This is a genomic window from Paenibacillus phytohabitans, assembly GCF_013141775.1.
Classification (GTDB): Bacteria; Bacillota; Bacilli; order Paenibacillales; family Paenibacillaceae; genus Paenibacillus_AQ; species Paenibacillus_AQ phytohabitans.
In genome coordinates, this window is record NZ_WHOB01000030.1 from 1 (window position 1) to 22,644 (window position 22,644).

A 22,644-nucleotide genomic window follows, 5' to 3' on the forward strand; every position below is an offset into this window, starting at 1 on the left:
CATATTAAATTTCATAGTTTCGGGATGTAGCTCAGCTTGGTAGAGCACCTGGTTTGGGACCAGGGGGTCGCATGTTCAAATCGTGTCATCCCGATAACACAGCTAGTAGCTGGCAATGAACTCTTACTTCGGTAAGAGTTTTTTGTTGCACGATTAAAGGAACATACGTTCCTTTAATTCTCTAAAAAAAAGACAACCTCTGCCGGGATGCCGATCCTTGCATAATAGCTCTGTAAAGATTCATCCTGCTCGATAGAAGTGCCAGCGGATAGCAGCTTCACTGCGAATATATTAGCCTGACGCTCCAGCTTCCCCGGTGAGAAAAAAGAGTTTTCCTCTAGAAAAAAACGGTTAACCCCTTTATGCAGACGGTCATGGGCCAATTCATGCGCACATACAAACCGCTGCCATTCCAGAGGTAGCTCATTATGAATGACGATAAACCTTCTTCTTAACTTACGGTAATACAAGCCCTTGGTGCCTTCGCCCAGATTCATGAACCTGATGTGAATGCCGAGGGCCGCAGCCAGCTCGAAGGGGCTGTTGGTTTTATATTTTTTGACCAGACGCTTGATTAGCTCATCCATATTCTTCACCCGCAGCATGTTAATAGTTGTATGATAGCCTGGCTATTCCTTCGTACCTGAATCGTGCTTGGGCTTGGTTCTTTTGTTCATCTGCTTGGCCTCCCAGAATAGACCTGTCAATACATCCTTGATCCGCTGCTTATCTTCCTTGTTCAGTGGGATCCCGTCAAACATCAGCTCACCGTCATCCTCAAGCATTTGGCGGAAATCACGCTTATCCTTACTCGTAGCCCATGCAGGCACTGACCCTCCAGTACCTCCAGTACTACTCTGTGATTCGGTTAAATGACCGGCATGGCCCATAAGCTCCTCATAAGAGACATCGGTCGCTTCAGCAATCTTACGCAGTGTAGCCGGCTTAGGGACACCCCGTAGTCCATTCTCTATCCGCGAAATTTGTGCTCCGCTAATTCCGGCAAGGGATGCCAACTGATTGATTGTCAGTCCCTTTCCTTCCCGAAGCCGTTTCAGATAGTTCCCGAATTCCTCTGCCATTGTTAACCACTCCTTATCACCTAATAAGCTGTTGCTATTAATATAAGCTATTTATGCCAATAGGTAAACAATAAAGCGGCTATTATTGCCAAAAGGTAAGATAATTAATGAATATAGCATGTTTCTGCTCTAAAACGGGCTTAAATGGGATTTTACGGAATTGGCAGATAAGTGGTATATTATTGAAAAAGGCGAACAATATACGAACAAGTAGAATTCTACCACATTTCGCTGCAAAGGTCCGCAATAAAGTTCTCAAATCTGTTCAACATCAAAGGAGTGGTTCACATGATGATTCTAGCTTCGCTGCCCGAGCTTGACCGCCGTCTTACTCAGGTCACTATAGAGAATATGCTGGAGAAATACCGTATTTTTAAGACCGTAACTTTCGAGGCTAAAGAGGCCGGAATTACGTACTCCTATACGGAAAGATTTCATGGCGCGACTAATTCGGTTACGGATCAGACGGCGGCTATAGCAACTCATAACGTGGATGTGCCTGCGGCAAGAAGAGCATACTGTGCACTGATAGATTCCGTAGTAGAAAGGCTTACACTTAGGGAACAGCAGCTTGTGAGGGAGCGTTACTTGCGCAGAGAGGAGAGCTATGACTACACGATCTATAATCATGTGTTCGATCCCCCGGTGAGTAAGGACACTTATGTGAAAATAAGGTCGAAGGCGTTCTATAAAATGGCACTCGCGCTTGCAGATCTGCAGTTGTTATCATTAGCTGCGCTTGAGAAAACATCTTCTGGGGCCCGGAAGGAGAAATAGCAGACTGTCTGCTGAAGCTGAACCTTCTCGCGGAAATTGCCTGGAGATTCAGTTGTTTTAGATAATAAGTAGTGCACGAAGCTGTATTGCCCAATGGGTGATGCGGCTTTTTTTACGTGGACCACTGGCACCACCTTTTTTCATCCCAAGGGTCTCTGGAAGTTAGTCATTTCTCCTCTATAATAGCGTCTGCGCAGAGATTCAAAGGGTCTATATTTATAACATGGCAAATGAAGCAGAAGGACACCGCTGGAGCATGAATGCTCTACAAGATACAGTCCCTTGGGGGCTGAGGCATAAGCGTGGTGAAAGCTCCTTCAGCAGAGGCCTAATACGAGGCGGATATTATTCTTGTCAGGAATCTATCCGTTTGTGATTTCCAGAAGGGGGGAGGGATTATCACAACTTATCTTGAGAGGAATGAAATCATGACTGTACAACAATTGCGGGAGAACATCACAGATGCGCTGGCAGAGTATTATCCGGATGTACCTGTCTATGTGGAAGGGGACAAGCCGCAGTCAGCCTACTTCAAACCGGAGCTAATCTCGGCAACGTACGACCGGCAACGTGAAGGCCGATACATGGCGGTGTACCGTTTCGGTATCCGCTACGAGCAGGGAAGTTTGCTGGATGCAGAGAGCATGGCGGACGGCTTGTGTGAAGCGCTGGCGGCCAGGGAAAGCGGGAATTCATCCTTTCGTGTGATTCGCCAGTCATGGGAGGCAGGAGCAGAGGGACATGGGCCGCTGTTCACAGTGGACTATATGCTCTATCTCCAGAAGCAGAAGCAGCCGCAGGGCGAGGCAGAACTGATGGGTCACTTCACAGAAGGAGCACGGCTGAAATGAGTTCAAAGAAAACGAATGCAAGTGAGCTGAAGCGGGGCGGGGAAGAGCAGAATGCTTTTGGCAAGAAGCAGATTATGGGTTCTGTCTTATTTTCGCCGAAGGAAAAAGATGTACTGGAAGTAGTTCTGCAAGAGAGCGGGAGCTACAGCCTGGAAGAGGCTAAGAAATTAATGAAGCTTTATCTAAATAAGGAGGTTATCTAATGGCTGGAGGAACATGGACAACACAAAACAAGGTGCGTCCGGGAGTATACGTAAATGTGGCTTCGAACGGAAGCGTGTCAGGTAAAATGGGGGAACGCGGTACGGCGGCCTTGGCGCTTACGCTGCCTTGGGGACAAGCTGGAGTCATGCTTAAGCTTACAGCCCAGGATGATTTCATGCAGAAGCTGGGATTTGATCTGACGGATGCGCAGCTGCAGCCGGTAAGAGAGGTACTGAAACGGGCAGGTACGCTGCTGCTCTACCGTTTGAATCAGGGAGTGAAGGCTACAGTCACCAATAACGGGGTGCAGGCTACGGCGCTGTATGGCGGAGAACGCGGTAATGCACTCAAGATTGTTATCGAAAAGAATATCGACGACAACGCTCAGTTCGATGTGCGGACTTTGCTTGAGAATACAGAGGTGGATAAGCAGACAGTAGCTGCGGCTGCCGGGCTGACTGCGAACGATTATGTAGAATTCAAGCCGAATGGACCCGGTGCACTGACGTTAACGGCTGGAATGCCGCTTGTAAGCGGTGCGAATGGTACGGTAACGAATGCAGAACATAGCGACTTCCTGGCGGCGCTGGAGGTTCAGGACTTCCAGACTGTGGGGCTGGTATCCGAGGATAACACGCTCAAGGCGCTATATAGCGCTTATGTGAAGCGTCTGCGCAATACGGAAGGCAAGAAGGTCCAGGCGATATTGTCCGATTATGCTACGGCTGACCATGAGGGCATTATCAGTGTGGCAAACGGTGTGGTGCTGAGTGATGGGACTGTTGTGGATAAAGCTCATGCCGTAGCTTGGGTAGCCGGTGCTACCGCCGCTGCTGCGGTGAACGAATCCCTGACTTATCAGGCCTATGATGATGCCGTTGACGCGGATGTGCGATTCAGCCATTCCGAGACCGTAGCCGCGCTTACAGACGGTGAACTGCTCTTTACGTATAATGGCGGCCGGGCTGTGGTCGAGCAGGATATCAACACGTTCACTTCCTTTTCACCAGACAAGGGCAAGGCGTTCTCCAAAAACCGTGTGCTGCGCGTGCTGGATGGAATCGCCGGAGATTTGAAACGGATTTTTGAGAATTACTTCATCGGTAAATTGCCGAATAATGAAGACGGGCGTGCGCTGTTCTGGTCGCAGTGCGTTACCTATATGAATGATCTGCAGAACCTGGGGGCGATTGAGAACTTCAACGCACAGAGCGATATTGTAGTTACCCCCGGAGCGGACAGTGACAGTGTGGTGCTGGATGTGGCTGTGAAGCCGGTGGATTCCGTAGAAAAAGTATATATGAAAGTGAAGGTGGTTTAAGATGACATTCTTGAAAGCCAGCGATACGCTATCCGGCCAGGAGGGCCGGGCTTATGCCACAATTAACGGACAGACGGAAGAAATGTTCTATGTAAAAACGCTGGAAGCCACGGTGGAGAAGCAGAAGGCGGAAGTGAAAACGCTTGGTCGCCGCGGGGTGCAGCATAAGGCAACCGGATGGTCGGGTAGCGGTACGATGACGATTTTCTATATGACGAGCCGTTTCCGCCAAATGATGCTGGAATACATGAAGACGGGGATTGACCAGTATTTCAGTATTATTGTGACGAATGAAGACCCGTCCTCTACAGTTGGCGCACAGCGCATCATGCTGAAGGATGTCAATCTGGACAGTGTCATTATGGCCTCGCTGGATACGGAATCGGATGCGCTTGAGGAAGAGGTCAGCTTTACTTTTGAGGATGTGGAATTGGTTCAGCCCTTCAGTGCCCCGGCAAATTCCGGCCAATAAGATTAAGCAGGCATATCCATAGACAACAGCTGGAAAGACCCGGGCGTATTATATGGCGGCGGGTCTCTTCTTTTGTTGATACACAATAAGAATCTGGGAGGAACAACATGAGTGAATTAAGTTTATTTTTTGCGCAAAATGCGGCATGTGATACAACAGAGGAGTTTGTGGTCTCGCAACGTTTCAAGGATAAGGAAGGTAAAGCTGCCGTCTGGAAGCTGCGCAGCATGAATGAAGATGAGAACCAGGAATGCCGCAAAGCCGCAACCCGCAAGGTCAAAGGAAAGAACGGTACCTACACCACCGAGATTGATCCGAATGAGTATATGGCCAAGCTGATGACGGCAAGCGTAGTGCATCCGGATCTGAAGAACACCGAGCTGCAGCGCTCTTATGGGGTGATGGGGGCCGAATCACTGCTGCGCAAAATGCTGCTGCCCGGTGAGTTCGCGGCGCTTGGTGAGCGGGTACAGGCTCTGAACGGCTTCGCTACAGATATGAACGAGCTGGTAGATGACGTAAAAAACTAATCAACGAGGGCGATGGTGAGGCTAATCTGGCCTACTACGCCCTCCACGAGCTGCATATTTTGCCGCATGAGCTGATGAAGCTCTCCGTCCGCGAACGTGCGGCGATCTATGCCATGATTGCTGTGCGCGTGGACAAGGAGAAGCGGGAGCGCGCCCGGAGTAAGGGGAAGAAGAGATGAAGGGGGTGAATGAATGGAAATTACGAGTACAGCATTGGTTCCCGTAACAGCATTAACCGTCTGGCAAAATGTGAACTCACAGTGGGACCGGCTGAATCAGAATTTTAACCGGGCCAGCCACTCGCTGGGCGAACTGCAGCAGATACTGGAGCGGGTGTATGAAGAGAAAAACAAGTCTTTCATGGAAGGGTTCATGCAGTCTCAGGAAGCGGCCAGACGGCTCGCGGATGAAGGTGACTCTTCCAGGTCCCGCCGCTCTGCGGGCAGTTCTAACGATGACGATCCGGATAATAACGATGTCCGGAATGCCAAAAGCGGATTCATGGGTGAAGTTCAAAAAATAATGAAGGCACTGGACGTAGGCGGATTCGAACTAATCACTTACGTTGGGGATAAAGCCATAGGTTATATGCAGAACAAGAAGAAGGAAGCTGCAGCGGAAAAGGAACAAAAGGCAGCAGAAAAGGCACGGAAAGCAGCGGAGCCGGGATTCCTCTCCAAAACGAAGGACTCCTTGGGTTCACTGGACCTTGGCGGTGTGTTCGATAAGGTTAAGTCTCTGGGTACGAAAGCGATAGCTGCGAACGCAACGGAGGAAGATAAGGGGAAATGGAACAAGCTGCAGGGCAACATGGATAGCGCAGTTGAAATGATGGGTCAAAAAGCCATCGTTGCGTTGCGTCCGATTCTGGATACCTTGAATAATGCATTTCAATCTGAAGGAATGTCTACTGCACTAAATCTGATCGCGAATGCATTCTTGGTAATAGCTACTGTGATTGGAGAAGTTGTAAATGGCATCTTGTATATGTTTACAGCGTTCCAGGAGAACTGGGATGTTGTAGGGCCGATCCTTGCGGCCATTGCCATTGTCTTCATAGCTGCAATGATTGTGCAGTTATATAATCTTGCTGCCGCGTGGCTTGTAGGCATGTGGCCGATCCTTTTAATTGTTGCGGCTGTAGCGCTGCTTATCTATATTCTTCAACAAGCAGGTGTGTCCGTAAACGAGGTAGTGGCTTTTATCGGGGGAGCTTTTGGCTGGCTGAGGGCAACGATAGAGAATTTTGTTATCGGTCTGTATAATAACTTCGTTTCATTTGCAGACTTCTTCCGTAACTTGTTTATTGATCCGACATATGCTGTGCAAAAGCTATTTTATGACCTGGCCACGAACTTCCTGGGCTTCATTTACCAAATGGCGTTAGGTGTTGAAAGCTTTGCAGGCGGGTTCGTAAAGGCTATAGCAGAAGGCATCAATTTTGTGCTTAAGGGAATTCAAGTTATGGCGGGGTGGTTAAGCAAATTTCCCGGTTTTGAATTTCTGGCCGATTTCAAACCTAACTTTCTTGAAGCAGAGAATCCGCATGTCTTCAGTGATATGGTTAAGAATGCTCAAGGTACCCTGGTAGAGCCTACATCAACTAAGGATGTGTACAATACCAAAAAGAAAGAATTTGTGGATACCGCCAAAACAGTAAAGGAGTATGGGGACAAGGCATCAGATCTCCCCGCAAAATTCAATACCAAGCTGGATCGGGTCAAGCCAAAAAATGATAAATCCCAGAATCCTGCTCAAGCTGCTGCAGCGAACATCAACAGCGTCAACAAAGTGGGCGAAGTAGGTTCCATTAATGAAAAGGTGGATATCTCAAGTGATGACCTGGACATGCTGCGGGAGCTGGCGGAGATTCAGTCGATTCAAAATTTTGTCGAGCTGACGCCAACTGTTCAGGTAACAACGGGTAATATTAATAACTCCGGCGATATTGACTCCATCATCACGAAGATCGGGCAAAAGCTGAAAGAGGAATTTGTCTCTACGGCCCAGGGGGTGTACACGTAACATGGAGGAGTATGGGTTCTATCTTAGCTTCAACAACTATGAAGAGGTGATCCGGCTTCCGGTTAACCCTGAGACCCTCGAGATCAAAGAGAATGGCGACAGCAAGAGCTATACGGTCATTGATTTTGGTGAGATCAATGCTATTGCTTATCCGAAGCTGACGGAGATCACCATTGAGAGTATTTTTCCGGCACAGTATTATCCGTTTGTGGTGTATTCGGGCGAGAATGCCGGCAAGCTGCTGAAGCCCTATGAATATGTGGAGCTGATCCGGAAATGGATGCTGAGCCGCAGGCCGGTCCGGTTTGTTTTCTCGGGGCTGAAGGCTGTGAATGTGCAGGATACGCAGACTCCAGATTGGCTGAAGCAGGCGAATACGCAGGCGCAGCAGACTTTTACCGGGGACATTGGCATCAATATGGCGGTCAGCATTGAAAGCTTCTCCTGGAAGCTGAGTGCGGGTTCTTCCGGGGACATCGAGTATACTATCGGTCTCAAAAAGTATGTATTCTATCAGGCGTTAGCCATGAAGATTGACAACAAGGGTGAAGTGAAGACGCAGCAGAAACGGGCAAGCGAGAAGACAGCACCCGCCACTTATACGATCAAAGCCGGGGATACCCTCTGGTCCATTGCTCAAAAGCACCTGGGTGACGGCAGCAAAAGCAAAACTCTGCAAAAGCTTAACAGTATCCCGGACAGTGAACTGAAGAAGCTTAAAATCGGCAGAGTGATTAAGCTGTCGTAGGAGGCCATGGCGATGGAATTAATAGTAATCAATAAAGAAGGCGCGATCTGGGATGTTTCCGGGATTGCCACTGATATCTCATGGAAAACCACGCGTACCGGAAAGCCTGCTACACTCGAGCTTACGCTGGCGGACAGCGGGATTTACCAGCATGCGAAGTTCGGCATCAGTAACGGGGATATTGTGCAGTTCAGGAAAGACGGAATGGATGTATTCTACGGTTTCGTCTTCAGCATCGATACGGGAGCGAATCAAGAAATTAAGCTGACGGCGTATGATCAGATCCGTTATCTGCTGGGCAACGGCAGCTATGTGCTGCAGGATATTACTGCAAGTGAGCTGATCCGCAAAGTCGCTACAGACTATGGCCTTCGGCTCGGAGTGCTGGACCCGGCGAAGTACACGATCCCCTCCCTGATCGAGGATAATAAAAAATTGCTCGATATTATTATGGGCGCCATCGGCAGTGAGCTGCAGTATATGGGCCAGCTGATGGCTTTTTATGATGATTTCGGAAAGCTGACCCTGCGTGCGCCTCAGGCAATGCTGCTGAATGTGATCCTTGGTGCCGGTCATTATCTGTATGATTATTCGCTTAAAAGAAGCATTGACGATGATACGTACAATACGATCCTTCTCTATCAAGACAATGAGGAAACCGGCAAACGTGAGTTTTTCCCGGCAACGGATAAGGAAAATGTGGAACGCTGGGGAATTCTTCATCTGTACCAGAAGGCGGATGACAAGGCGAATGCTGCGCAAATCCAGGAGAAGGCAGGCAATCTGCTGAAGCTGCATAACCGCGAGAAGCTTAGCCTCTCTGTACAAGCGATTGGTGATATTCGGGTCCGGGCCGGAAATTTCATCTATGTACTGCTTGATGAGTTTGAGACGCAGCTGTTTCTGGTCGACCAATGCAGCCATAAGATTTCAGGAGGGGAGCATACGATGTCCCTAGACATTAAGGTGGTGTAGAAGACATGCTCGATATTATTAAACAAGCAAGCCTCGGGGCCGTATCGAATACGAATCCTGTGGCTTTTTCTTATGGAACGGTAGTCGGGGCACAGCCGTTGCAGATCCAGGTGGAGCAGCGGTTCATTCTGACGGGACCTGCGCTGGTTGTGCCAGAGTCCGTGATGGAGAGCAAGGCAGTGCTTGAGGGCAGAGAAATCTTGCTCCGCCGGGGCCTGGAAACGGGTGACCGCGTGCTGCTCGTCCGGATGCAGGGCGGACAGAGCTATATCGTTCTGGATCGGCTGGTGGACCTATGATCCCGGCAATCGGCAGATCGGGTCCGGTTACGGCAGCTCTTGAGGGGAGTGCAACAGCTTCAGGCATTAGCCCCAGCCTAACGTACCGGATGGACTTTGAGCACAAGCGGATAGCCGGACGTATGGATGGACTTGAGGCAGTGAAACAGGCAGCGGTTAAGGTGCTGCAGACCGCCCGCTTCGAGCATTTGATCTATAGTCCAAACTACGGAACGGAATGGAGTCTCGTACTGGGACAAGACAGGCTGCTGGCCCGGCCGGAGCTGCGCAGAATCGTAAGTGAGGCGCTGCTTCAGGATGAGCGGATTCAGCAGCTTGAGGATGTGGAAATTCTTTTTAACGGTGATACGGTAAGCTTCAGCTGCACAGCTGTCACGGTTTACGGCAATTTTGAACTGAGAAAGGAGGAGATTGCCGGTGTATGAAGATCAGACCTATGAGGCCCTGCTTGAACGTATGCTGGACCGGGTTCCGGAAGGGATGGACAAGCGCGAGGGAAGCATTATTTATGATGCGCTCGCTCCGGCGGCGGCCGAAATGGCCCAGATGTATATTGAGCTTGAGGTCAGCAATAATCTGTATTTCCCTGATACAGCGGGTGGTGAGTATCTGGAACGCAGCATTGCCTGGACGGGAATCACCCGTCACCCCGCAGGAAAAGCGCAGCTGAGCGGAAAGTTCTATACCAGCGGAGGGGAGCTGCTGGATGTTCCTCTGGGCAGCCGGTTTTCGCTGGGCTTGCTCCACTTTAGCGCAGCGGAGAAGCTGTCGCCCGGAACGTACCGTCTTGAAAGTGAGACCGCTGGTGCAGAGGGGAATCAGTACTCGGGTGCGCTGCTGCCCATCGATTATATCCCGGGGCTGGCACGTGGGGAGATTACGGCACTGCTCGTTCCCGGTACGGATGCGGAGTCAGATGAGGCGCTGCGCCAGCGGTACTTCGATTCGGCTAGACGGCCTTCGACGAGCGGCAATAAATATCATTATATGGAATGGGCACAGGACATCCAGGGCGTAGGGGGAGCGCGGGTCTTTCCGCTGTGGGCCGGGCCGAAGACGGTAAAGGTGGTCATTGTGAATGCGGAGCACAAGCCTGCTTCCGCGCTGCTGGTCTCTCAAGTGCAGCAGTATATCGATCCTGCTCCGGGTCTTGGCGAAGGACAAGCTCCGGTCGGAGCCGTAGTGACGGTGGAATCGGCCACAGGCAAAACCATTAACGTCACAGCCAGGGTTACGCTGGCAGCGGGTTATGCGCTGCAGCCGGTTATTAATGCTTTTACAGCGATTCTGGAGAAATACCGCAAAGAGAAAGCTTTTGCCGCCACCTATATCAGTCAATCCGTAGTTGGATCGCTGCTGCTGGATACCGAGGGTGTTATGGATTATAGCGGTCTGAAGCTGAACGGCGGGACGGGAAATGTGACTCTAACCGAAACTGAAGTGCCGCTATTCGGCAATGTCGTACTGGAGGTGTAGCGATGGGATATCCGGAGCAGATTGATGTCTTTCAGGACAAGCTGAACAAAAAAGCAAACGGCAGCAGCTATGTCGTCGAGGAGAAGCTTCTTCTTGCAGGCGGTGTGTACAGCGGGCTTCTTGCCCACGATAACATTAATAATCAGACCCTATCCGTCTATACAGGTTCACGCTATAGCGGGACTGAGGTACGGAATTACTCAGTGTCTTTTCCTGACGAGGCGCCTTGGCGGCGGATGATTAAGATCTATGCCGATGTGCTGGAAGTGTATGTGACTTACGAAACGCCGGGAGATACGGTGGAAGCGGATGATGTGAATCAGCTGCAGTCTGGGCTGACCGCTACACAAAGCGAGCTTGAACGTTACAAAAAAGCCGGGCTGATTGACGGCGGATCCTTCAAAAGAGAGGTGTAAAATGGCACAAACTATTCAAGTGAAACGCGGTACGCGGGCAGAACTGTCCACTTACGGGACGCTGAAGGCCGGTGAAATGGGCTTCTGTACAGACACGAAGGAGATCTACATCGGCGATGGAACATCCAATTCGATGGTCGGGCGGGCGCTGTCCGGTCCGGAAGCTTCGCGTCCTGCGGCAGCGTCTGTGGGCCGTCTGTATTATGTGAGCAGCGGAAGTAACAGCGGTTATTTGTACTTCGATGACGGGGCGGCCTGGCGCCGGGTGAATGCGCAGAAATTAACAGATCTGACCGGCACCGTGGATGATATCGCAGACGGCACTACCTATGCCAAAGTACTCAAGGCGGACATCACCGCAGGTCATCCGAATAAGGTGTCGGACGGCACCAATACGAAGACCGCAGCAGAGATCAAAACCCATATCGACGATGCCACTAAGCACCGGTTGATTAATGATACGGGTACGGCAATTACAGATCTGTGGTCTGCGCAAAAAATCAAAAATGAGATTGAGCTGGCCAAGCATAATATTGAGCCTCAGGCCTCGGTTAAGGATCAGAATCTGACCGCTCCGCCGGCCAGTCCGGTTGAAGGTGAACGGTATATCATCCCGGCTGGAGCTATCGGTGTATGGGCAGGGAAAACCAATCAGGTCGCCGAGTATCAGTCTGCGGTCTGGGTGTATTATGTTCCTGCGGTCGGCTGGACGGCTTATGTGGATGATGAACAGAAAATTTACAGCTGGAACGGGACCGCTTGGGTGCGGACGGGTGGAGCCCTGCAGACCATTACAGCAGGCAGCGGGCTCACAGGCGGCGGACAGGCGGATGCCGTAACGCTGAATATCGGAGCAGGCAACGGAATCACGGTAAGTGCAGATGCGATTGCTGTAACCGCCGGCAAAGGTATTACTGTAGATGCGGCAGGTGTTGCGGCCAATGTGGATGGCAGCAGTATTGTGTATGATGCGGGCAATGGCAACAGGCTGACGGTGGGCAGTATAGATGGCGGAACATTCTAGGGGGCGGTGACCATGGCACTGAAGACATTGATTCAAATTCGCCGCGGCTTAGAAAGTGCGCTGGGTACGCTTGCCGCAGGCGAGCTGGGCTACTGCACCGATACAGGCAAGCTCTACATTGGGAGTGGCAGCAGTAATTTGCTGCTGGTTGCCGCCCAAAGCACCGGCGACATGTTGAAGAGCATCTATGATACCAATAATAACGGCAAGGTCGATTACGCGCAGGCTGCGGATAGTGTGCCTTGGTCCGGTGTGGACGGCAAGCCATCCGTATTCCCGCCGGCGGCGCATACGCATGAGTATATGCCCAAAGGTCCGCTAACCTGGAATCAGCTTAAGGGGGTGTAGCCGTGGCTTACGGAGACAGTATATATGGTCTTTTGGAGTATTCGACAGATGATGTGGCGGGGGAAGGACCGGAGGTTAATGTCCCGGATCTGATGAAGTACCTGCCGGAATATTACCAGGGCGTGCCCGAGATGGAGCAGCTTCAGGCGAGCGCCGGTGCGCAGTGTGGTGAGCTTGCCTATGCGATGGCTGACAGCGATGCGCAGAAGACTCTGGAGTCTGCAACGTGGAGTCTGTCCCGCTGGGAGCGGATGCTGGCGCTGACTTCGGATACGGGTAAGTCTTACGCAACCCGCCGGGAGATGATCAAGGCCAAGCTGCGGGGTAGCGGAACGACCACTCCGGAGATGATCCGGCGGACGGCATCCGCTTTTTCCGGCGGGGATGTTGAGGTAGTGGAGGTGCCAGGAGCGTACAGCTTCGAGGTGCGTTTCGTCGGCACGCTGGGCATTCCGGCCAATATGGCGGGTCTGATCCAGATCATGGAGGAGATTAAACCGGCACATCTGGATTATAGCTTCGTGTACAGCTACACCTGGTGGGACTCTGTTAAGACGCTTACCTGGAATAGTGCACATGCCAGAACCTGGAACGAATTAAGAGTATACGAATAGGAGTGTGAGCGATGAAAACAACGGGGAATTTGGGGCTGAAAAAGCCGGATGGTACAGACATTGTAGATATAACCGATTTGAACGGCAATATGGATATTCTGGACACAGCCGTCAAGGCTGTGCAGGATCATGCCGCTGATGCGATCAAGCATATCACGGCTGCTGAGCGCACAGCATGGAATGCCAAGGCATCCACCGCCGCTGCTACTGCGTCCACCGCCGGGCTGATGGCTGCAGCGGATAAGGCGAAGCTGGACGGCGTGGCTGCCGGGGCAAATAATTATGTTCATCCCAATCATACCGGGGATGTAACCAGCACGGGAGATGGTGTTACCGCGATTGCTCCGGGGGTGATTGTGAATGCGGATGTTAATGCTGCTGCGGCGATTGATGCGACTAAGATCGGGACGGGTGTTGTGTCTAATGCGGAGTTCGGGTATTTGGATGGGGTGACGTCGGGGATTCAGGGGCAGCTGAATGGGAAGTCCCCTACTGTGGACTACGTGCGGCAGCCTGCTTATTCAATAACGTCAGGTACTGGTGCAGCTTATACTGTTAATTTGACTCCTGCACCAGCGAGTTTGCCCGAAGGATTTGGTATTACAATTGTGCCGAATCTGGTAAATACAGCAGGCCCGACACTTAATGTGAACGGTCTCGGGGCTATTCCATTGAAAGATCAAAAAGGTATCGCATACGCCGCCGGGAAGCTGCTTGCAGGCAAACCCTATATGTTCCGCAAGGTTGGAACGGATTTTTTGGCAGATAGCGCGGGTGGCTCCGGGAATGCAGTGGCCGGGGATATTCGCGCGGGAAAAACGGCGGCAACAGATGTGGGGGATGTAACCGGTACGCTGACGGTGCAAACGGGAGGGACGGTTACGCCGGGTCCCAGTGCACAGGTCAAGGCAGCGGGGATTTATGATACAGCGATTACGGTGGCGGGTGTTTCGGTTCCAGCTGCATCTGTTCTAGCCGGAACAACTATTGCGGGTACAGCAGGGACGATGCCGAACAGATCTGCGGAAAATAACAATATGCCTCCAACGGACACTGCTTATTGGCCACCCGGTGCCTACGGGAATGAGTATGCAAAAGCGCACCTTAGACCTCCAGCAGGTTACTATAACGGCTCTACTTGGGTGAGTGCGGATGCCCCGGGGTTGATAGCGAGTTACGTCCGCTCTGATGTTAATATTCTAGGTATGCAAGGCAGTATGCCCGTTATCTCCACTGGGGCAGATCCGGCTCTGTCCGTAGGCAAGTGGGGAGATGGGGCGCTTGCTGTATATCCACGAGAAGGATACCGGAAAGGTGGAGCCGGAGCCGGGGAGATCAAGGTTAGCGTTGATCAGCTTAAAAGTGTGAATGCACATTTACAGCCGTGGTACATTGCACAAGGTGCAGAGATCTTCGGCGTATATGGGACCGTGGCCCCGGCGCTGTCCGGCCGTATCGATATCAGCTTTAGTTCCGGATGGGTGGCGGGGGACGGCCGTGCTTATTTGATATGTTCGATGCCAGCGGGAACGAAACGGTTTACCTGGTCTGGTTCATCAACAGTTTACTATGACTATGGACGCTTTTCCTTATTTGTGCAGGATGGTTGGACGGGTGCTGAAGTTGGTTGGATAAATGTGGAACGGGGTGGCAACCTTTATCTTTATCCAACTGGAATGATGTATGACGCTGCAAAACGAACGCTTACGATATGGAGCGCGTCAACATATAATGGTGGGAATATGATAAGCACTGCAGCCTCAACCTATAACCTTCCGGCTAACTTTAACACTGACGCCCCTCTGAACCTATATTTCAGAGCGGATTCGGCATATAGTTACAGCCCAACAATGAGTTTGTCCGGAAGTATCACATATTCTAATTAAGGAGGGAAATACATGTCTTATTTTTGTGCATATAATGCAAGGGATGGAGTGGGGTACGTTTATGCTACGTACCACGATATGGAATCCCTGAAAGGTGTGGATGGGGTTACAGTCGATGTGTTGCCTGAGCCTGTAAGTAACGGGAAAGAACCGGTGCTGAAGGTGAATCTAACGGATGCCAGTCTCTATTTTGATTACGAAGAACCGGAGACAGCTGATCCTTACACACCGAAAGTCATCGAACTGGAACAACGGATGACGAGTGCGGAACTGGATCTGGCGATGACTCAGCTCGCGCTCACTGAAACATTTGAAGAATTGCAGGTAACTTGGCAAGAAGCAGCTGACTCTCAATTAGCCCTCACAGAGTTGTACGAGCTTATGCTAGCCGGACAAACCGGGCTGGAGGCAGAACAGCTCACTAAAGGAGGTGACGAAGACAATGGCTGAAGTATATGCAAGCTTGATTCGTAAGGGTCTCAAGACGTTAAAGCAGGTACCGGAGATTATCCGCGCCGATGTGACTAAACTGCTAGAAGAATAGATAACCGCAGGCGCCCTATAAGGCGTTTTTATTTTGTCCCTCGGACTCGTCCGGGGGCATTTCTTTTACCAACTCAGAAGGGAGTGAAGCAATGGACAGCAACGATGTTGCGAATTTGGAGAAGCTGCTGCCTTTGGCGGATAAGTATGGGCTGGCCTACATCATCGCTTTGATTCTGCTGATGATTTTTCTTGTGCTTTTGCGGTCGATTGTGAAAGGGAATCTGGTGCCGCGTGAACTGCTGGAGCGTGCCGAGGAAGACAGGGACAGGCTGCAGAATATCCTCGACAAAGAGCGGTCCGACTTCATGGCACCGACACTTGAAGTGCTGCAGCGATTGAAGATCGACCATTCAGTGGGCAACAAGAATTCGGATGATATTAATGAAGAAGACAGGGGGGGATAACGTGCTGAGTGAGTGGATCAAGCGACTATCTCCCCTGCACCGGGATAGAGAACGGAAGCTGACGCAAGCGGGAATGAGAGTATCGCTCTCTATCCGAAGGTACAAGAATGTCTCTAAAGAAATTCAAGAGGAAATCAGGAATAACGGGTTCGCCGAGTTCCTAATCTATGATCGGGGGGCAGAAGATGAGCATCATTGATATTGTGTTGTTAATAGCGTATTCCCTATCCTTTATCTGTGCGCTGCTGCTGATAGCTGCGCTTTTTTTGTATTTCCGTAAAAGGCTCCGGGCGCGCGTAGTCAGTCTGTTTATGCTGGCAGCATTCTTTTTTCTGGGGGCGTATACCGTTAAGATGGCGGTTGCCTTCTGGATCAGATTCAGCAGCACTTCCGGTTCGGACGCTGTCCTAAGCTCGCTGCAATCGGTGGCCTGGGCCATTGCCCAGACGGGCACTACTGTAGGACTGGTCATCCTGACGCTGTTAATGTACACCAAACGCCAGGATCTGTTCGTGGTGTTGTCCGGGATCAGGAAAGGGAGGAATCCGCATGCTGACTCTAACTCAGGTTCTGAATAAATCCGCTGCCCGTCTATCCGGGCTTCATCCCGATGTACTCGCCGCAGCTACAACGCTGATTGAACGCTGCTATGCTTGCGGTGTTCCCATCCTGATTACCCAGGGGCTGCGGACGACTGCCGAACAGGATACGCTCTACGCCCAGGGACGAACCAAGCCGGGGGCGATTGTCACTAATGCTCGCGGCGGCTACAGCTATCACAATTATGGACTGGCGGTGGATTTTGCGCTGCTGCTTCCGAATGGTTCAAGTGTTTCTTGGGATATGAACAGGGACGGGGACAATGACTGCACGGCTGATTGGCTGGAGGTGGTGCAGCAGGCTAAGGCGATCGGGTTTGAATGGGGCGGGGATTGGACCAGTTTCAAGGATTATCCGCATTTTCAGCTGAGCTTTGGAATGACGCTGGCAGCACTTCGGACAGGAGCGAAGCCTGCTGCGGCGGCAGTAGCGGCGGTGTATGAACGCATTAAGCTTAAGGAGGAACAAACTGTGAAGGGTGAAATTACAGCAACGGTAAAAGTGAACGGAGTAAGGATTGCAGAAGGAATAATGGAGAATGGTGTTACTTATGCTCCCGTTCGTGTGATCGCAGAAGCGCTGGGCGCACAGGTTGGCTACAATCCGGCCACAAAAACAGTGGATATTACAAGTAGCCACCAGAAGGGAGCGAACTCATGATTAACAGTGAACTATTTAACAACGTGTTAGCCTTTGCCTCAATCCTGGCTGTAATTATCCTGGCCTTGGTGCAGCTGATCAAAAATAATACCCGTCTGCCCCGTAACATTCTCCCGTTTGTAGGACTAGGAATTGGACTGCTGGTTGGAGCGGCAGCGTATCCTTTTACGGATCTCGGTATGACCCTTCGCCTCTGGGCAGGGGGGCTTGCCGGACTGTCTGCTACAGGATTATTTGAATTGGCATTCAATAACCGCTCAGGGAATACGATGAAATGAAACGTGACTTATAATTGACGGCCGGCTCTGCGGAGTCGGTTTTTTTGCTGTTTTACGTCATATAATATTACATAGTCACTACATAAAACAGACAATATAAATAGGAAGAGATACATAATTAATTCTGACTGTATAAATAACTGGATTGGTGTATAATCTTAATTGCTGTATCGCTTTACCGCGCAATAAAGTTGAAGATTTCCGGGCGGTTTTATTGTATGATATGAGGAAAGCTTTCAAATAGACAATGTTAAGAGCATTGATCCGGAAGAGGATGGGGGGAGCAGCATGACCGAACTTACGACTACCGTTAGCAAAAGCAACTCCAATAATCTGCTGCGGCGGGACGTACGGTTCCTGGGGAATATTCTGGGCGAAGTCTTGGTACACCAAGGCGGCAACGAACTGCTGGATATCGTGGAGAAGATACGTGAAACCAGTAAATCGCTGCGCTCATTGTTTTTGCCTGAACTGCACAATGAATTTAAAGAGCTAATTAGTTCACTGGATACGGAGAACCGGCATCAGGTGATACGGGCTTTCGCCATTTATTTTCAATTGGTGAACATAGCCGAGCAGAATCACCGGATTCGCCGTAAGCGCGATTATGAACGTTCTGCCGGGGAGACCGTACAGCCAGGGTCGATCGAAAGCGCGATTCAGGAGCTCCGCGAGCGGGATTTCTCCCACGAGGATGTTCATGAGATCATGAACGGCCTGTCTCTGGAACTAGTTATGACGGCTCACCCTACGGAAGCCATGCGCCGTGCGATTCTCGATATCCACAAACGGATCTCCGATGATGTCATGGGACTGGATAATCCGACTCTGACTTTCCGCGAACGCGAACAACTCCGTGAGAAGCTGCTGAATGAAGTAATTACCCTGTGGCAGACGGATGAGTTACGTGACCGCAAGCCTACCGTGCTCGATGAAGTGCGCAATGGCATGTATTATTTCCATGAGACGATTTTTGAAGTGCTGCCGGATGTGTATCAAGAGCTTGAGCGATGTCTAAGCAAATATTATCCGGGCCAGAACTGGCATGTTCCGACCTATCTGCGTTTCGGTTCATGGATTGGCGGCGACCGTGACGGGAACCCTTCGGTGACTGCGGCCGTAACCTTGCAGACACTGCGTCTGCAGCGCAAGCTGGCCATTCGTGAATATCAGCGGATTATGCGCGAATTGATGCAGTACCTGAGCTTTAGTACAAGCATCGTCAATGTGACGCCGGAGCTGCTGGAGTCCATTGAGAAGGACCGTAACATTATCAATCTTAACCGGGTTGATGCCTGGCGCAATGATAATGAACCTTACCGGATTAAGCTCAGCTATATGATCTCCAAGACACAGAATGTTCTGGATGATGAGAAAAAAGGTACGCCTGAGCGCTATTCCTCACCAGAGCAATTTATAGATGATTTGAACGTGATTGACCGCAGCCTGCGGCATCACTATGCCGACTATGTAGCAGACACCTACATTAAGAAGCTAATCCGCCAAGTGGAGCTGTTCGGCTTCCATACGTCGACCCTGGATGTCCGCCAGCATAGCCAGGAACATGAGAATGCGATGACGGAGATTCTGGCCAAAATGAATGTTACACCGGACTACTCCAAGCTGGAGGAGAAACAAAAGATTGAGCTGCTCGAAAAGCTGCTGAATGATCCGCGTCCGCTGACATCCCCTTACCAGTCTTATAGTGAAGGTACGGAGGAATGCCTTGCGGTATACCGGACGATCTTCCAGGCACAGGAGGAATACGGCAAGCAGTGTATCACAAGCTATCTGATCAGTATGGCGGAAGCAGCCAGTGATATTCTTGAGGTCATGGTATTCTCCAAAGAAGTGGGCCTGTTCCGCAAAGACAACGACGGTACGGTTGTCTGTACTTTGCAGGCGGTGCCGCTGTTTGAAACCATTGACGACCTCCATGATGCACCGCAGATTATGCATACGCTGCTCAGCATGCCAATCTACCGCGATGCCGTTACTGCGATGAATGACCTGCAGGAAATCATGCTTGGTTATTCGGACAGTAATAAGGACGGTGGTGTGGTTACTGCGAACTGGGAGCTGCGCGTTGCCCTGAAGCAGATTACAGCGACTGCCGATGAATTCGGCATTAAGCTGAAGTTCTTCCACGGACGCGGCGGAGCCCTGGGACGCGGCGGTATGCCGCTGAACCGCAGTATTCTGGCCCAGCCGGCTTCCACCATTGGCGGCGGTATTAAGATTACCGAGCAGGGGGAGGTTATCTCTTCCCGGTATTCGATGAAAGGCATTGCTTACCGCAGTCTGGAGCAGGCGACATCTGCTCTGGTTACGGCAGCGATTCACGCCAGATCGCCGCAGGCGGATCTGTATGAAGCGAAGTGGGATGAGATTATTGCCCGCATCTCTGAAGTCTCCCTGAACAAATATCAGGATCTGATCTTCCGTGATCCGGATTTCCTGACGTACTTCAAAGAATCAACCCCGCTGCCGGAGGTTGGGGAACTGAATATAGGTTCACGCCCTTCGAAGCGTAAGAACAGTGAACGCTTCGAGGATCTGCGTGCCATCCCTTGGGTATTCGCCTGGACGCAGAGCCGTTATCTGCTGCCTGCGTGGTATGCTGCCGGAACTGGACTGCAGAGCTTCTATGAGGATAAAGAAGAGAACCTGAAGATCATGCAGCATATGTATGCCAACTTCTCTTTCTTCACGACCTTGATCGATACCCTGCAGATGGCTATTGCCAAGGCGGATCTCGTAATCGCCAAGGAATATGCCGGAATGGGCAAAAATGAGGAGGCGCGTGTGCGTATCTTCGGCCAGATCGAAGCCGAGTTCAAGCTGACCTCCGAGCTCATCCTGAAGATTACTGGCCAGCAGGATATTCTGGATAATGTTCCAGTTATTCAGGAGTCGATCCGCCTGCGCAACCCGTATGTTGATCCGCTCAGCTACCTGCAGGTCCAGCTCCTTGCCGAGCTTCGTGCCCTGCGCGATGCTGAGGGGGATGACGCTGAGCTGCTGCGTGAGGTGCTGCTTACGATCAACGGTATTGCCGCCGGCCTTCGGAATACCGGCTGATGCCCTTGCTCTCCGCTCTTGACCTAGCCGATCTTGATCTTAAAGTCGGCGAAGCCGCTTTGCTTTAAAGGGTTTGACCTTGTTCTTTCGATGATCTTGCTCTTGATCTTCAAAGTCGGCGAAGCCGCTTTAAAAGGTTTGTTTGTGTCTGAAGTCGGCGAAGCCGCTTCAGGAAACCCCGTCCCCCCTCTTACCCAGAGGATGGACGGGGTTTTTATTTTTCTAAGTGAGGCCGGGAGTCATAGACCCGGCCGAACCCATGCCCTACCCCATTGTTGCCTGAGATATACTTTGGGCAACAAAAAAGAGGTCCACACTGGCTGATGGAGACGGCGGAGCGGAAATTTGGAACTGGAGGAGCGGCAGCGTTCGCCTTTATTGGCAGATTTCGACCGCAGACTGCGGTTCCAATCAGGAAATCTGCAAATAACAGCGACCGGAAGTCCAAATGTTTCGCGCAGTCCGCGACTAATCTGCCTCCCGTCCGCTTTTCAGAGCACAATATATATAAGGTAACAATACAAACCTTGATTTTTGCAAGAACTTGAATTACGATTTAAATGCTTGTACCGTGGATGATCAAGAGCTGAGATACCAAGGGCGGCAAGTCTGGGGGAGTTAACAGGTGGAGAATCTGGAAGGCAGATTGACAAAGCTCGCCTTGAAGGGCGACCAAAGGGCATTTGCCGAGCTTGTGGAACTATATAAAGACAAAATATATCATCTGGCCTACCGCATGCTGAATAACCGCCATGAGGCGGAAGATATTGTTCAGGAAACTTTTTTGCGCGTGTACCGGAATTTGGACCGTTATGATGATAAACAGAAGTTCTCAACATGGATCTACCGTATCGGCACGAACCTTTGTATTGACCGGCTGCGCAAGCGGCGGCCGACGTATTCACTGGATGCCGAGATGAACGATCAAGAGGGAATTGACGGGTATTCAATGATTCCGAGCGACAATGTGACACCGGAGACGGAACTGCTGCTCTCGGAGACACAGAGCCTCATCTATGAGGCCATTGACAGCCTGCCTGTGAAATACAGGTCGGTGATGATACTGCGCTATCTGCAGGATTTATCGCTTCAGGAGATCAGTGATGTGCTGGATATGCCTGTGACGACGATCAAGACCCGTGTGCATCGCGGACGTGAGTTTTTACGTAAAAAATTAGGCCCTAAATTGTAAAAATAGATTATTTTTTTATGAAACTCCTGCATGGCAGTGACGTATGTAAGTTAAGCAAGTCTTATGCGTCCTGCTCCTATGTCTTGAAAGAATTAAATAAGCACTCATGAAAGGATTGGCTCCTATGGAATGCAAACTGGCCGTCTCTATGATGCACGACTACCTGGATGACGACTTGCCCGAACTGCAGCAGAGGGAATTGAAGGAGCATCTTCTATCCTGTACGGATTGCCGTGCGAAGTTCAAGGAACTGGAACAGACCGATATGCTGATGTTTTCCCTGATGCACCAGACCCCTGTTGCCTCGGAGGATCTTGTAGGCCGGATTATGAATTCATTACCGAAACCCAAGAAGGAAAGAGCTTTTATCACCTGGATCAAACGACATCCGGCGCTTACGGCAGCCTCTGTGTTTATCTTCGTGATGCTGATGAGTTCTGTAACTTTTTGGAATCAGGATAGACAGCTTGTAGTCAGAGGGACTGACCTCGATCAGGTTGTTATCAAAGGGGATACGGTTATCGTACCCTCCGGCAAAATCATTTCCGGGGATCTGACGGTGGAGAACGGTAAAACTCAAGTATACGGGGAAGTCAACGGCAATGTGACGGTGATCGACGGCTCGCTGTATCAGGCTTCAACCGCCCATATTTCCGGGCAAGTCAAAAGCATAGACCAAGCGGTAAGTTGGCTCTGGTATAAAGTGACGAACATGTTCTCTGAAGTTGCCTACCGATAGCTAATGTTGGTCGCTTGTAGCAGAAAACTCATTTGCGCCTCTTTTTCCGGAAAGATGGCGCTTTTTTGTTGCCTGAAAACACCAGTTTTGCAATTT

General features: G+C 50.8%; 29 protein-coding genes and 1 tRNA gene. 28 read left to right on the forward strand and 2 right to left on the reverse strand.

Annotated features, from left to right (window positions below):
* The first annotated feature begins 20 nt into the window (after positions 1-20).
* Positions 21-94 (forward strand) — tRNA-Pro (locus GC101_RS12300).
* A 79-nt stretch (positions 95-173) separates the two neighbouring features.
* Here GC101_RS12300 and GC101_RS12305 read toward each other — a convergent pair.
* Together GC101_RS12305 and GC101_RS12310 are read right to left on the reverse strand one after the other, a co-directional pair.
* Positions 174-587 carry an ImmA/IrrE family metallo-endopeptidase gene (locus GC101_RS12305; protein ID WP_171717517.1) on the reverse strand — a complete coding sequence of 138 codons (414 nt, stop codon included), beginning with the start codon at positions 585-587 and terminating at the stop codon, positions 174-176.
* Positions 588-629: 42 nt separating this feature from the next.
* The gene (locus GC101_RS12310; protein WP_171717518.1) at positions 630-1,082 is read right to left on the reverse strand and encodes a helix-turn-helix domain-containing protein; all 453 of its coding nucleotides are present in this window, start codon (positions 1,080-1,082) and stop codon (positions 630-632) included.
* A gap of 291 nt (positions 1,083-1,373) precedes the next feature.
* Between GC101_RS12310 and GC101_RS12315 the strand changes: the two genes are divergently transcribed.
* From GC101_RS12315 to GC101_RS12440, 27 genes are all read left to right on the forward strand, one after another.
* A complete protein-coding gene (locus GC101_RS12315) occupies positions 1,374-1,859 on the forward strand; it encodes an ArpU family phage packaging/lysis transcriptional regulator (protein WP_216626582.1) in 486 nt (161 codons plus the stop codon).
* Positions 1,860-2,287: 428 nt separating this feature from the next.
* Positions 2,288-2,710 carry a phage tail terminator family protein gene (locus GC101_RS12320; protein WP_171717519.1) on the forward strand — a complete coding sequence of 141 codons (423 nt, stop codon included), beginning with the start codon at positions 2,288-2,290 and terminating at the stop codon, positions 2,708-2,710.
* Complete coding sequence (locus tag GC101_RS12325; protein ID WP_171717520.1) at positions 2,707-2,913, forward strand: hypothetical protein; 207 nt, start codon at positions 2,707-2,709, stop codon at positions 2,911-2,913. The genes GC101_RS12320 and GC101_RS12325 overlap by 4 nt, the downstream gene beginning before the upstream one ends.
* On the forward strand, positions 2,913-4,235 hold the full coding sequence (locus GC101_RS12330) for a phage tail sheath family protein (protein ID WP_171717521.1): 1,323 nt from the start codon (positions 2,913-2,915) through the stop codon (positions 4,233-4,235). Before GC101_RS12325 ends, GC101_RS12330 begins: the two co-directional genes overlap by 1 nt.
* 1 nt (position 4,236) lies before the next feature.
* Positions 4,237-4,707 (forward strand): phage tail tube protein, encoded by a 471-nt coding sequence (locus GC101_RS12335; protein ID WP_039294168.1) that lies wholly within the window; start codon positions 4,237-4,239, stop codon positions 4,705-4,707.
* Between the two features lie 107 nt (positions 4,708-4,814).
* A complete protein-coding gene (locus tag GC101_RS12340) occupies positions 4,815-5,237 on the forward strand; it encodes a phage tail assembly chaperone (protein ID WP_039294170.1) in 423 nt (140 codons plus the stop codon).
* Positions 5,238-5,429: 192 nt separating this feature from the next.
* The gene (locus tag GC101_RS12345) at positions 5,430-7,262 is read left to right on the forward strand and encodes a phage tail tape measure protein (RefSeq protein ID WP_171717522.1); all 1,833 of its coding nucleotides are present in this window, start codon (positions 5,430-5,432) and stop codon (positions 7,260-7,262) included.
* 1 nt (position 7,263) lies between these two features.
* Positions 7,264-8,010 carry a LysM peptidoglycan-binding domain-containing protein gene (locus GC101_RS12350; protein WP_171717523.1) on the forward strand — a complete coding sequence of 249 codons (747 nt, stop codon included), beginning with the start codon at positions 7,264-7,266 and terminating at the stop codon, positions 8,008-8,010.
* A gap of 12 nt (positions 8,011-8,022) precedes the next feature.
* Positions 8,023-8,985: an XkdQ/YqbQ family protein gene (locus GC101_RS12355; protein ID WP_171717524.1), complete on the forward strand. Its 963-nt coding sequence runs from the start codon at positions 8,023-8,025 to the stop codon at positions 8,983-8,985.
* Positions 8,986-8,990: 5 nt separating this feature from the next.
* The gene (locus tag GC101_RS12360; RefSeq protein ID WP_171717525.1) at positions 8,991-9,284 is read left to right on the forward strand and encodes a DUF2577 domain-containing protein; all 294 of its coding nucleotides are present in this window, start codon (positions 8,991-8,993) and stop codon (positions 9,282-9,284) included.
* On the forward strand, positions 9,281-9,709 hold the full coding sequence (locus GC101_RS12365) for a DUF2634 domain-containing protein (protein WP_052422123.1): 429 nt from the start codon (positions 9,281-9,283) through the stop codon (positions 9,707-9,709). The genes GC101_RS12360 and GC101_RS12365 overlap by 4 nt, the downstream gene beginning before the upstream one ends.
* Positions 9,702-10,760, forward strand: coding sequence for a baseplate J/gp47 family protein (locus GC101_RS12370; protein WP_171717526.1), 1,059 nt, complete (start codon positions 9,702-9,704; stop codon positions 10,758-10,760). Before GC101_RS12365 ends, GC101_RS12370 begins: the two co-directional genes overlap by 8 nt.
* Positions 10,761-10,762: 2 nt before the next feature.
* On the forward strand, positions 10,763-11,176 hold the full coding sequence (locus GC101_RS12375; protein WP_171717527.1) for a phosphoglucomutase: 414 nt from the start codon (positions 10,763-10,765) through the stop codon (positions 11,174-11,176).
* Between the two features lies 1 nt (position 11,177).
* Positions 11,178-12,200: a DUF2793 domain-containing protein gene (locus GC101_RS12380; RefSeq protein WP_171717528.1), complete on the forward strand. Its 1,023-nt coding sequence runs from the start codon at positions 11,178-11,180 to the stop codon at positions 12,198-12,200.
* Between the two features lie 12 nt (positions 12,201-12,212).
* A complete protein-coding gene (locus GC101_RS12385) occupies positions 12,213-12,548 on the forward strand; it encodes a hyaluronate lyase N-terminal domain-containing protein (protein ID WP_171717529.1) in 336 nt (111 codons plus the stop codon).
* Between the two features lie 2 nt (positions 12,549-12,550).
* Positions 12,551-13,162: a putative phage tail protein gene (locus GC101_RS12390; RefSeq protein ID WP_171717530.1), complete on the forward strand. Its 612-nt coding sequence runs from the start codon at positions 12,551-12,553 to the stop codon at positions 13,160-13,162.
* Between the two features lie 11 nt (positions 13,163-13,173).
* Positions 13,174-15,048: a hypothetical protein gene (locus GC101_RS12395; RefSeq protein WP_171717516.1), complete on the forward strand. Its 1,875-nt coding sequence runs from the start codon at positions 13,174-13,176 to the stop codon at positions 15,046-15,048.
* 12 nt (positions 15,049-15,060) lie between these two features.
* A complete protein-coding gene (locus tag GC101_RS12400) occupies positions 15,061-15,498 on the forward strand; it encodes a hypothetical protein (protein ID WP_171717531.1) in 438 nt (145 codons plus the stop codon).
* Positions 15,491-15,592 carry a CD1375 family protein gene (locus tag GC101_RS35760; RefSeq protein ID WP_216626580.1) on the forward strand — a complete coding sequence of 34 codons (102 nt, stop codon included), beginning with the start codon at positions 15,491-15,493 and terminating at the stop codon, positions 15,590-15,592. The genes GC101_RS12400 and GC101_RS35760 overlap by 8 nt, the downstream gene beginning before the upstream one ends.
* A gap of 91 nt (positions 15,593-15,683) precedes the next feature.
* On the forward strand, positions 15,684-15,998 hold the full coding sequence (locus GC101_RS12405) for a hypothetical protein (RefSeq protein ID WP_171717532.1): 315 nt from the start codon (positions 15,684-15,686) through the stop codon (positions 15,996-15,998).
* Positions 15,976-16,197 carry a hypothetical protein gene (locus GC101_RS12410; RefSeq protein ID WP_216626581.1) on the forward strand — a complete coding sequence of 74 codons (222 nt, stop codon included), beginning with the start codon at positions 15,976-15,978 and terminating at the stop codon, positions 16,195-16,197. Before GC101_RS12405 ends, GC101_RS12410 begins: the two co-directional genes overlap by 23 nt.
* Positions 16,184-16,576 carry a hypothetical protein gene (locus GC101_RS12415; protein ID WP_171717533.1) on the forward strand — a complete coding sequence of 131 codons (393 nt, stop codon included), beginning with the start codon at positions 16,184-16,186 and terminating at the stop codon, positions 16,574-16,576. The genes GC101_RS12410 and GC101_RS12415 overlap by 14 nt, the downstream gene beginning before the upstream one ends.
* Positions 16,548-17,258 carry a M15 family metallopeptidase gene (locus GC101_RS12420; RefSeq protein ID WP_171717534.1) on the forward strand — a complete coding sequence of 237 codons (711 nt, stop codon included), beginning with the start codon at positions 16,548-16,550 and terminating at the stop codon, positions 17,256-17,258. The genes GC101_RS12415 and GC101_RS12420 overlap by 29 nt, the downstream gene beginning before the upstream one ends.
* Complete coding sequence (locus GC101_RS12425; RefSeq protein ID WP_171717535.1) at positions 17,255-17,536, forward strand: holin; 282 nt, start codon at positions 17,255-17,257, stop codon at positions 17,534-17,536. The genes GC101_RS12420 and GC101_RS12425 overlap by 4 nt, the downstream gene beginning before the upstream one ends.
* A gap of 288 nt (positions 17,537-17,824) precedes the next feature.
* Entirely contained in the window at positions 17,825-20,617 is a 2,793-nt protein-coding gene (gene ppc, locus GC101_RS12430; protein ID WP_171717536.1) for a phosphoenolpyruvate carboxylase, read from the forward strand.
* Between the two features lie 625 nt (positions 20,618-21,242).
* Positions 21,243-21,809 carry an RNA polymerase sigma factor SigW gene (gene sigW / locus GC101_RS12435; protein WP_039294228.1) on the forward strand — a complete coding sequence of 189 codons (567 nt, stop codon included), beginning with the start codon at positions 21,243-21,245 and terminating at the stop codon, positions 21,807-21,809.
* A gap of 124 nt (positions 21,810-21,933) precedes the next feature.
* The gene (locus GC101_RS12440) at positions 21,934-22,548 is read left to right on the forward strand and encodes a zf-HC2 domain-containing protein (protein WP_076247115.1); all 615 of its coding nucleotides are present in this window, start codon (positions 21,934-21,936) and stop codon (positions 22,546-22,548) included.
* The last annotated feature ends 96 nt before the right edge of the window (positions 22,549-22,644 follow it).

Bases quoted from the DNA above. Each gene is read 5' to 3' on its own strand.
- GC101_RS12420 (WP_171717534.1), top strand. From the start codon at position 16,548: ATGCTGACTCTAACTCAGGTTCTGAATAAATCCGCTGCCCGTCTATCC.
- GC101_RS35760 (WP_216626580.1), top strand. From the start codon at position 15,491: ATGGCTGAAGTATATGCAAGCTTGATTCGTAAGGGTCTCAAGACGTTA.
- GC101_RS12355 (WP_171717524.1), top strand. From the start codon at position 8,023: ATGGAATTAATAGTAATCAATAAAGAAGGCGCGATCTGGGATGTTTCC.
- GC101_RS12320 (WP_171717519.1), top strand. From the start codon at position 2,288: ATGACTGTACAACAATTGCGGGAGAACATCACAGATGCGCTGGCAGAG.
- GC101_RS12400 (WP_171717531.1), top strand. From the start codon at position 15,061: ATGTCTTATTTTTGTGCATATAATGCAAGGGATGGAGTGGGGTACGTT.
- GC101_RS12410 (WP_216626581.1), top strand. From the start codon at position 15,976: ATGAAGAAGACAGGGGGGGATAACGTGCTGAGTGAGTGGATCAAGCGA.
- GC101_RS12385 (WP_171717529.1), top strand. From the start codon at position 12,213: ATGGCACTGAAGACATTGATTCAAATTCGCCGCGGCTTAGAAAGTGCG.
- GC101_RS12380 (WP_171717528.1), top strand. From the start codon at position 11,178: ATGGCACAAACTATTCAAGTGAAACGCGGTACGCGGGCAGAACTGTCC.
- GC101_RS12345 (WP_171717522.1), top strand. From the start codon at position 5,430: ATGGAAATTACGAGTACAGCATTGGTTCCCGTAACAGCATTAACCGTC.
- GC101_RS12315 (WP_216626582.1), top strand. From the start codon at position 1,374: ATGATTCTAGCTTCGCTGCCCGAGCTTGACCGCCGTCTTACTCAGGTC.
- GC101_RS12330 (WP_171717521.1), top strand. From the start codon at position 2,913: ATGGCTGGAGGAACATGGACAACACAAAACAAGGTGCGTCCGGGAGTA.
- GC101_RS12340 (WP_039294170.1), top strand. From the start codon at position 4,815: ATGAGTGAATTAAGTTTATTTTTTGCGCAAAATGCGGCATGTGATACA.
- GC101_RS12310 (WP_171717518.1), bottom strand. From the start codon at position 1,082: ATGGCAGAGGAATTCGGGAACTATCTGAAACGGCTTCGGGAAGGAAAG.
- GC101_RS12415 (WP_171717533.1), top strand. From the start codon at position 16,184: ATGAGCATCATTGATATTGTGTTGTTAATAGCGTATTCCCTATCCTTT.
- GC101_RS12405 (WP_171717532.1), top strand. From the start codon at position 15,684: ATGGACAGCAACGATGTTGCGAATTTGGAGAAGCTGCTGCCTTTGGCG.
- GC101_RS12360 (WP_171717525.1), top strand. From the start codon at position 8,991: ATGCTCGATATTATTAAACAAGCAAGCCTCGGGGCCGTATCGAATACG.
- GC101_RS12325 (WP_171717520.1), top strand. From the start codon at position 2,707: ATGAGTTCAAAGAAAACGAATGCAAGTGAGCTGAAGCGGGGCGGGGAA.
- ppc (WP_171717536.1), top strand. From the start codon at position 17,825: ATGACCGAACTTACGACTACCGTTAGCAAAAGCAACTCCAATAATCTG.
- GC101_RS12375 (WP_171717527.1), top strand. From the start codon at position 10,763: ATGGGATATCCGGAGCAGATTGATGTCTTTCAGGACAAGCTGAACAAA.
- GC101_RS12350 (WP_171717523.1), top strand. From the start codon at position 7,264: ATGGAGGAGTATGGGTTCTATCTTAGCTTCAACAACTATGAAGAGGTG.
- GC101_RS12335 (WP_039294168.1), top strand. From the start codon at position 4,237: ATGACATTCTTGAAAGCCAGCGATACGCTATCCGGCCAGGAGGGCCGG.
- GC101_RS12365 (WP_052422123.1), top strand. From the start codon at position 9,281: ATGATCCCGGCAATCGGCAGATCGGGTCCGGTTACGGCAGCTCTTGAG.
- GC101_RS12440 (WP_076247115.1), top strand. From the start codon at position 21,934: ATGGAATGCAAACTGGCCGTCTCTATGATGCACGACTACCTGGATGAC.
- GC101_RS12395 (WP_171717516.1), top strand. From the start codon at position 13,174: ATGAAAACAACGGGGAATTTGGGGCTGAAAAAGCCGGATGGTACAGAC.
- GC101_RS12305 (WP_171717517.1), bottom strand. From the start codon at position 587: ATGGATGAGCTAATCAAGCGTCTGGTCAAAAAATATAAAACCAACAGC.
- GC101_RS12425 (WP_171717535.1), top strand. From the start codon at position 17,255: ATGATTAACAGTGAACTATTTAACAACGTGTTAGCCTTTGCCTCAATC.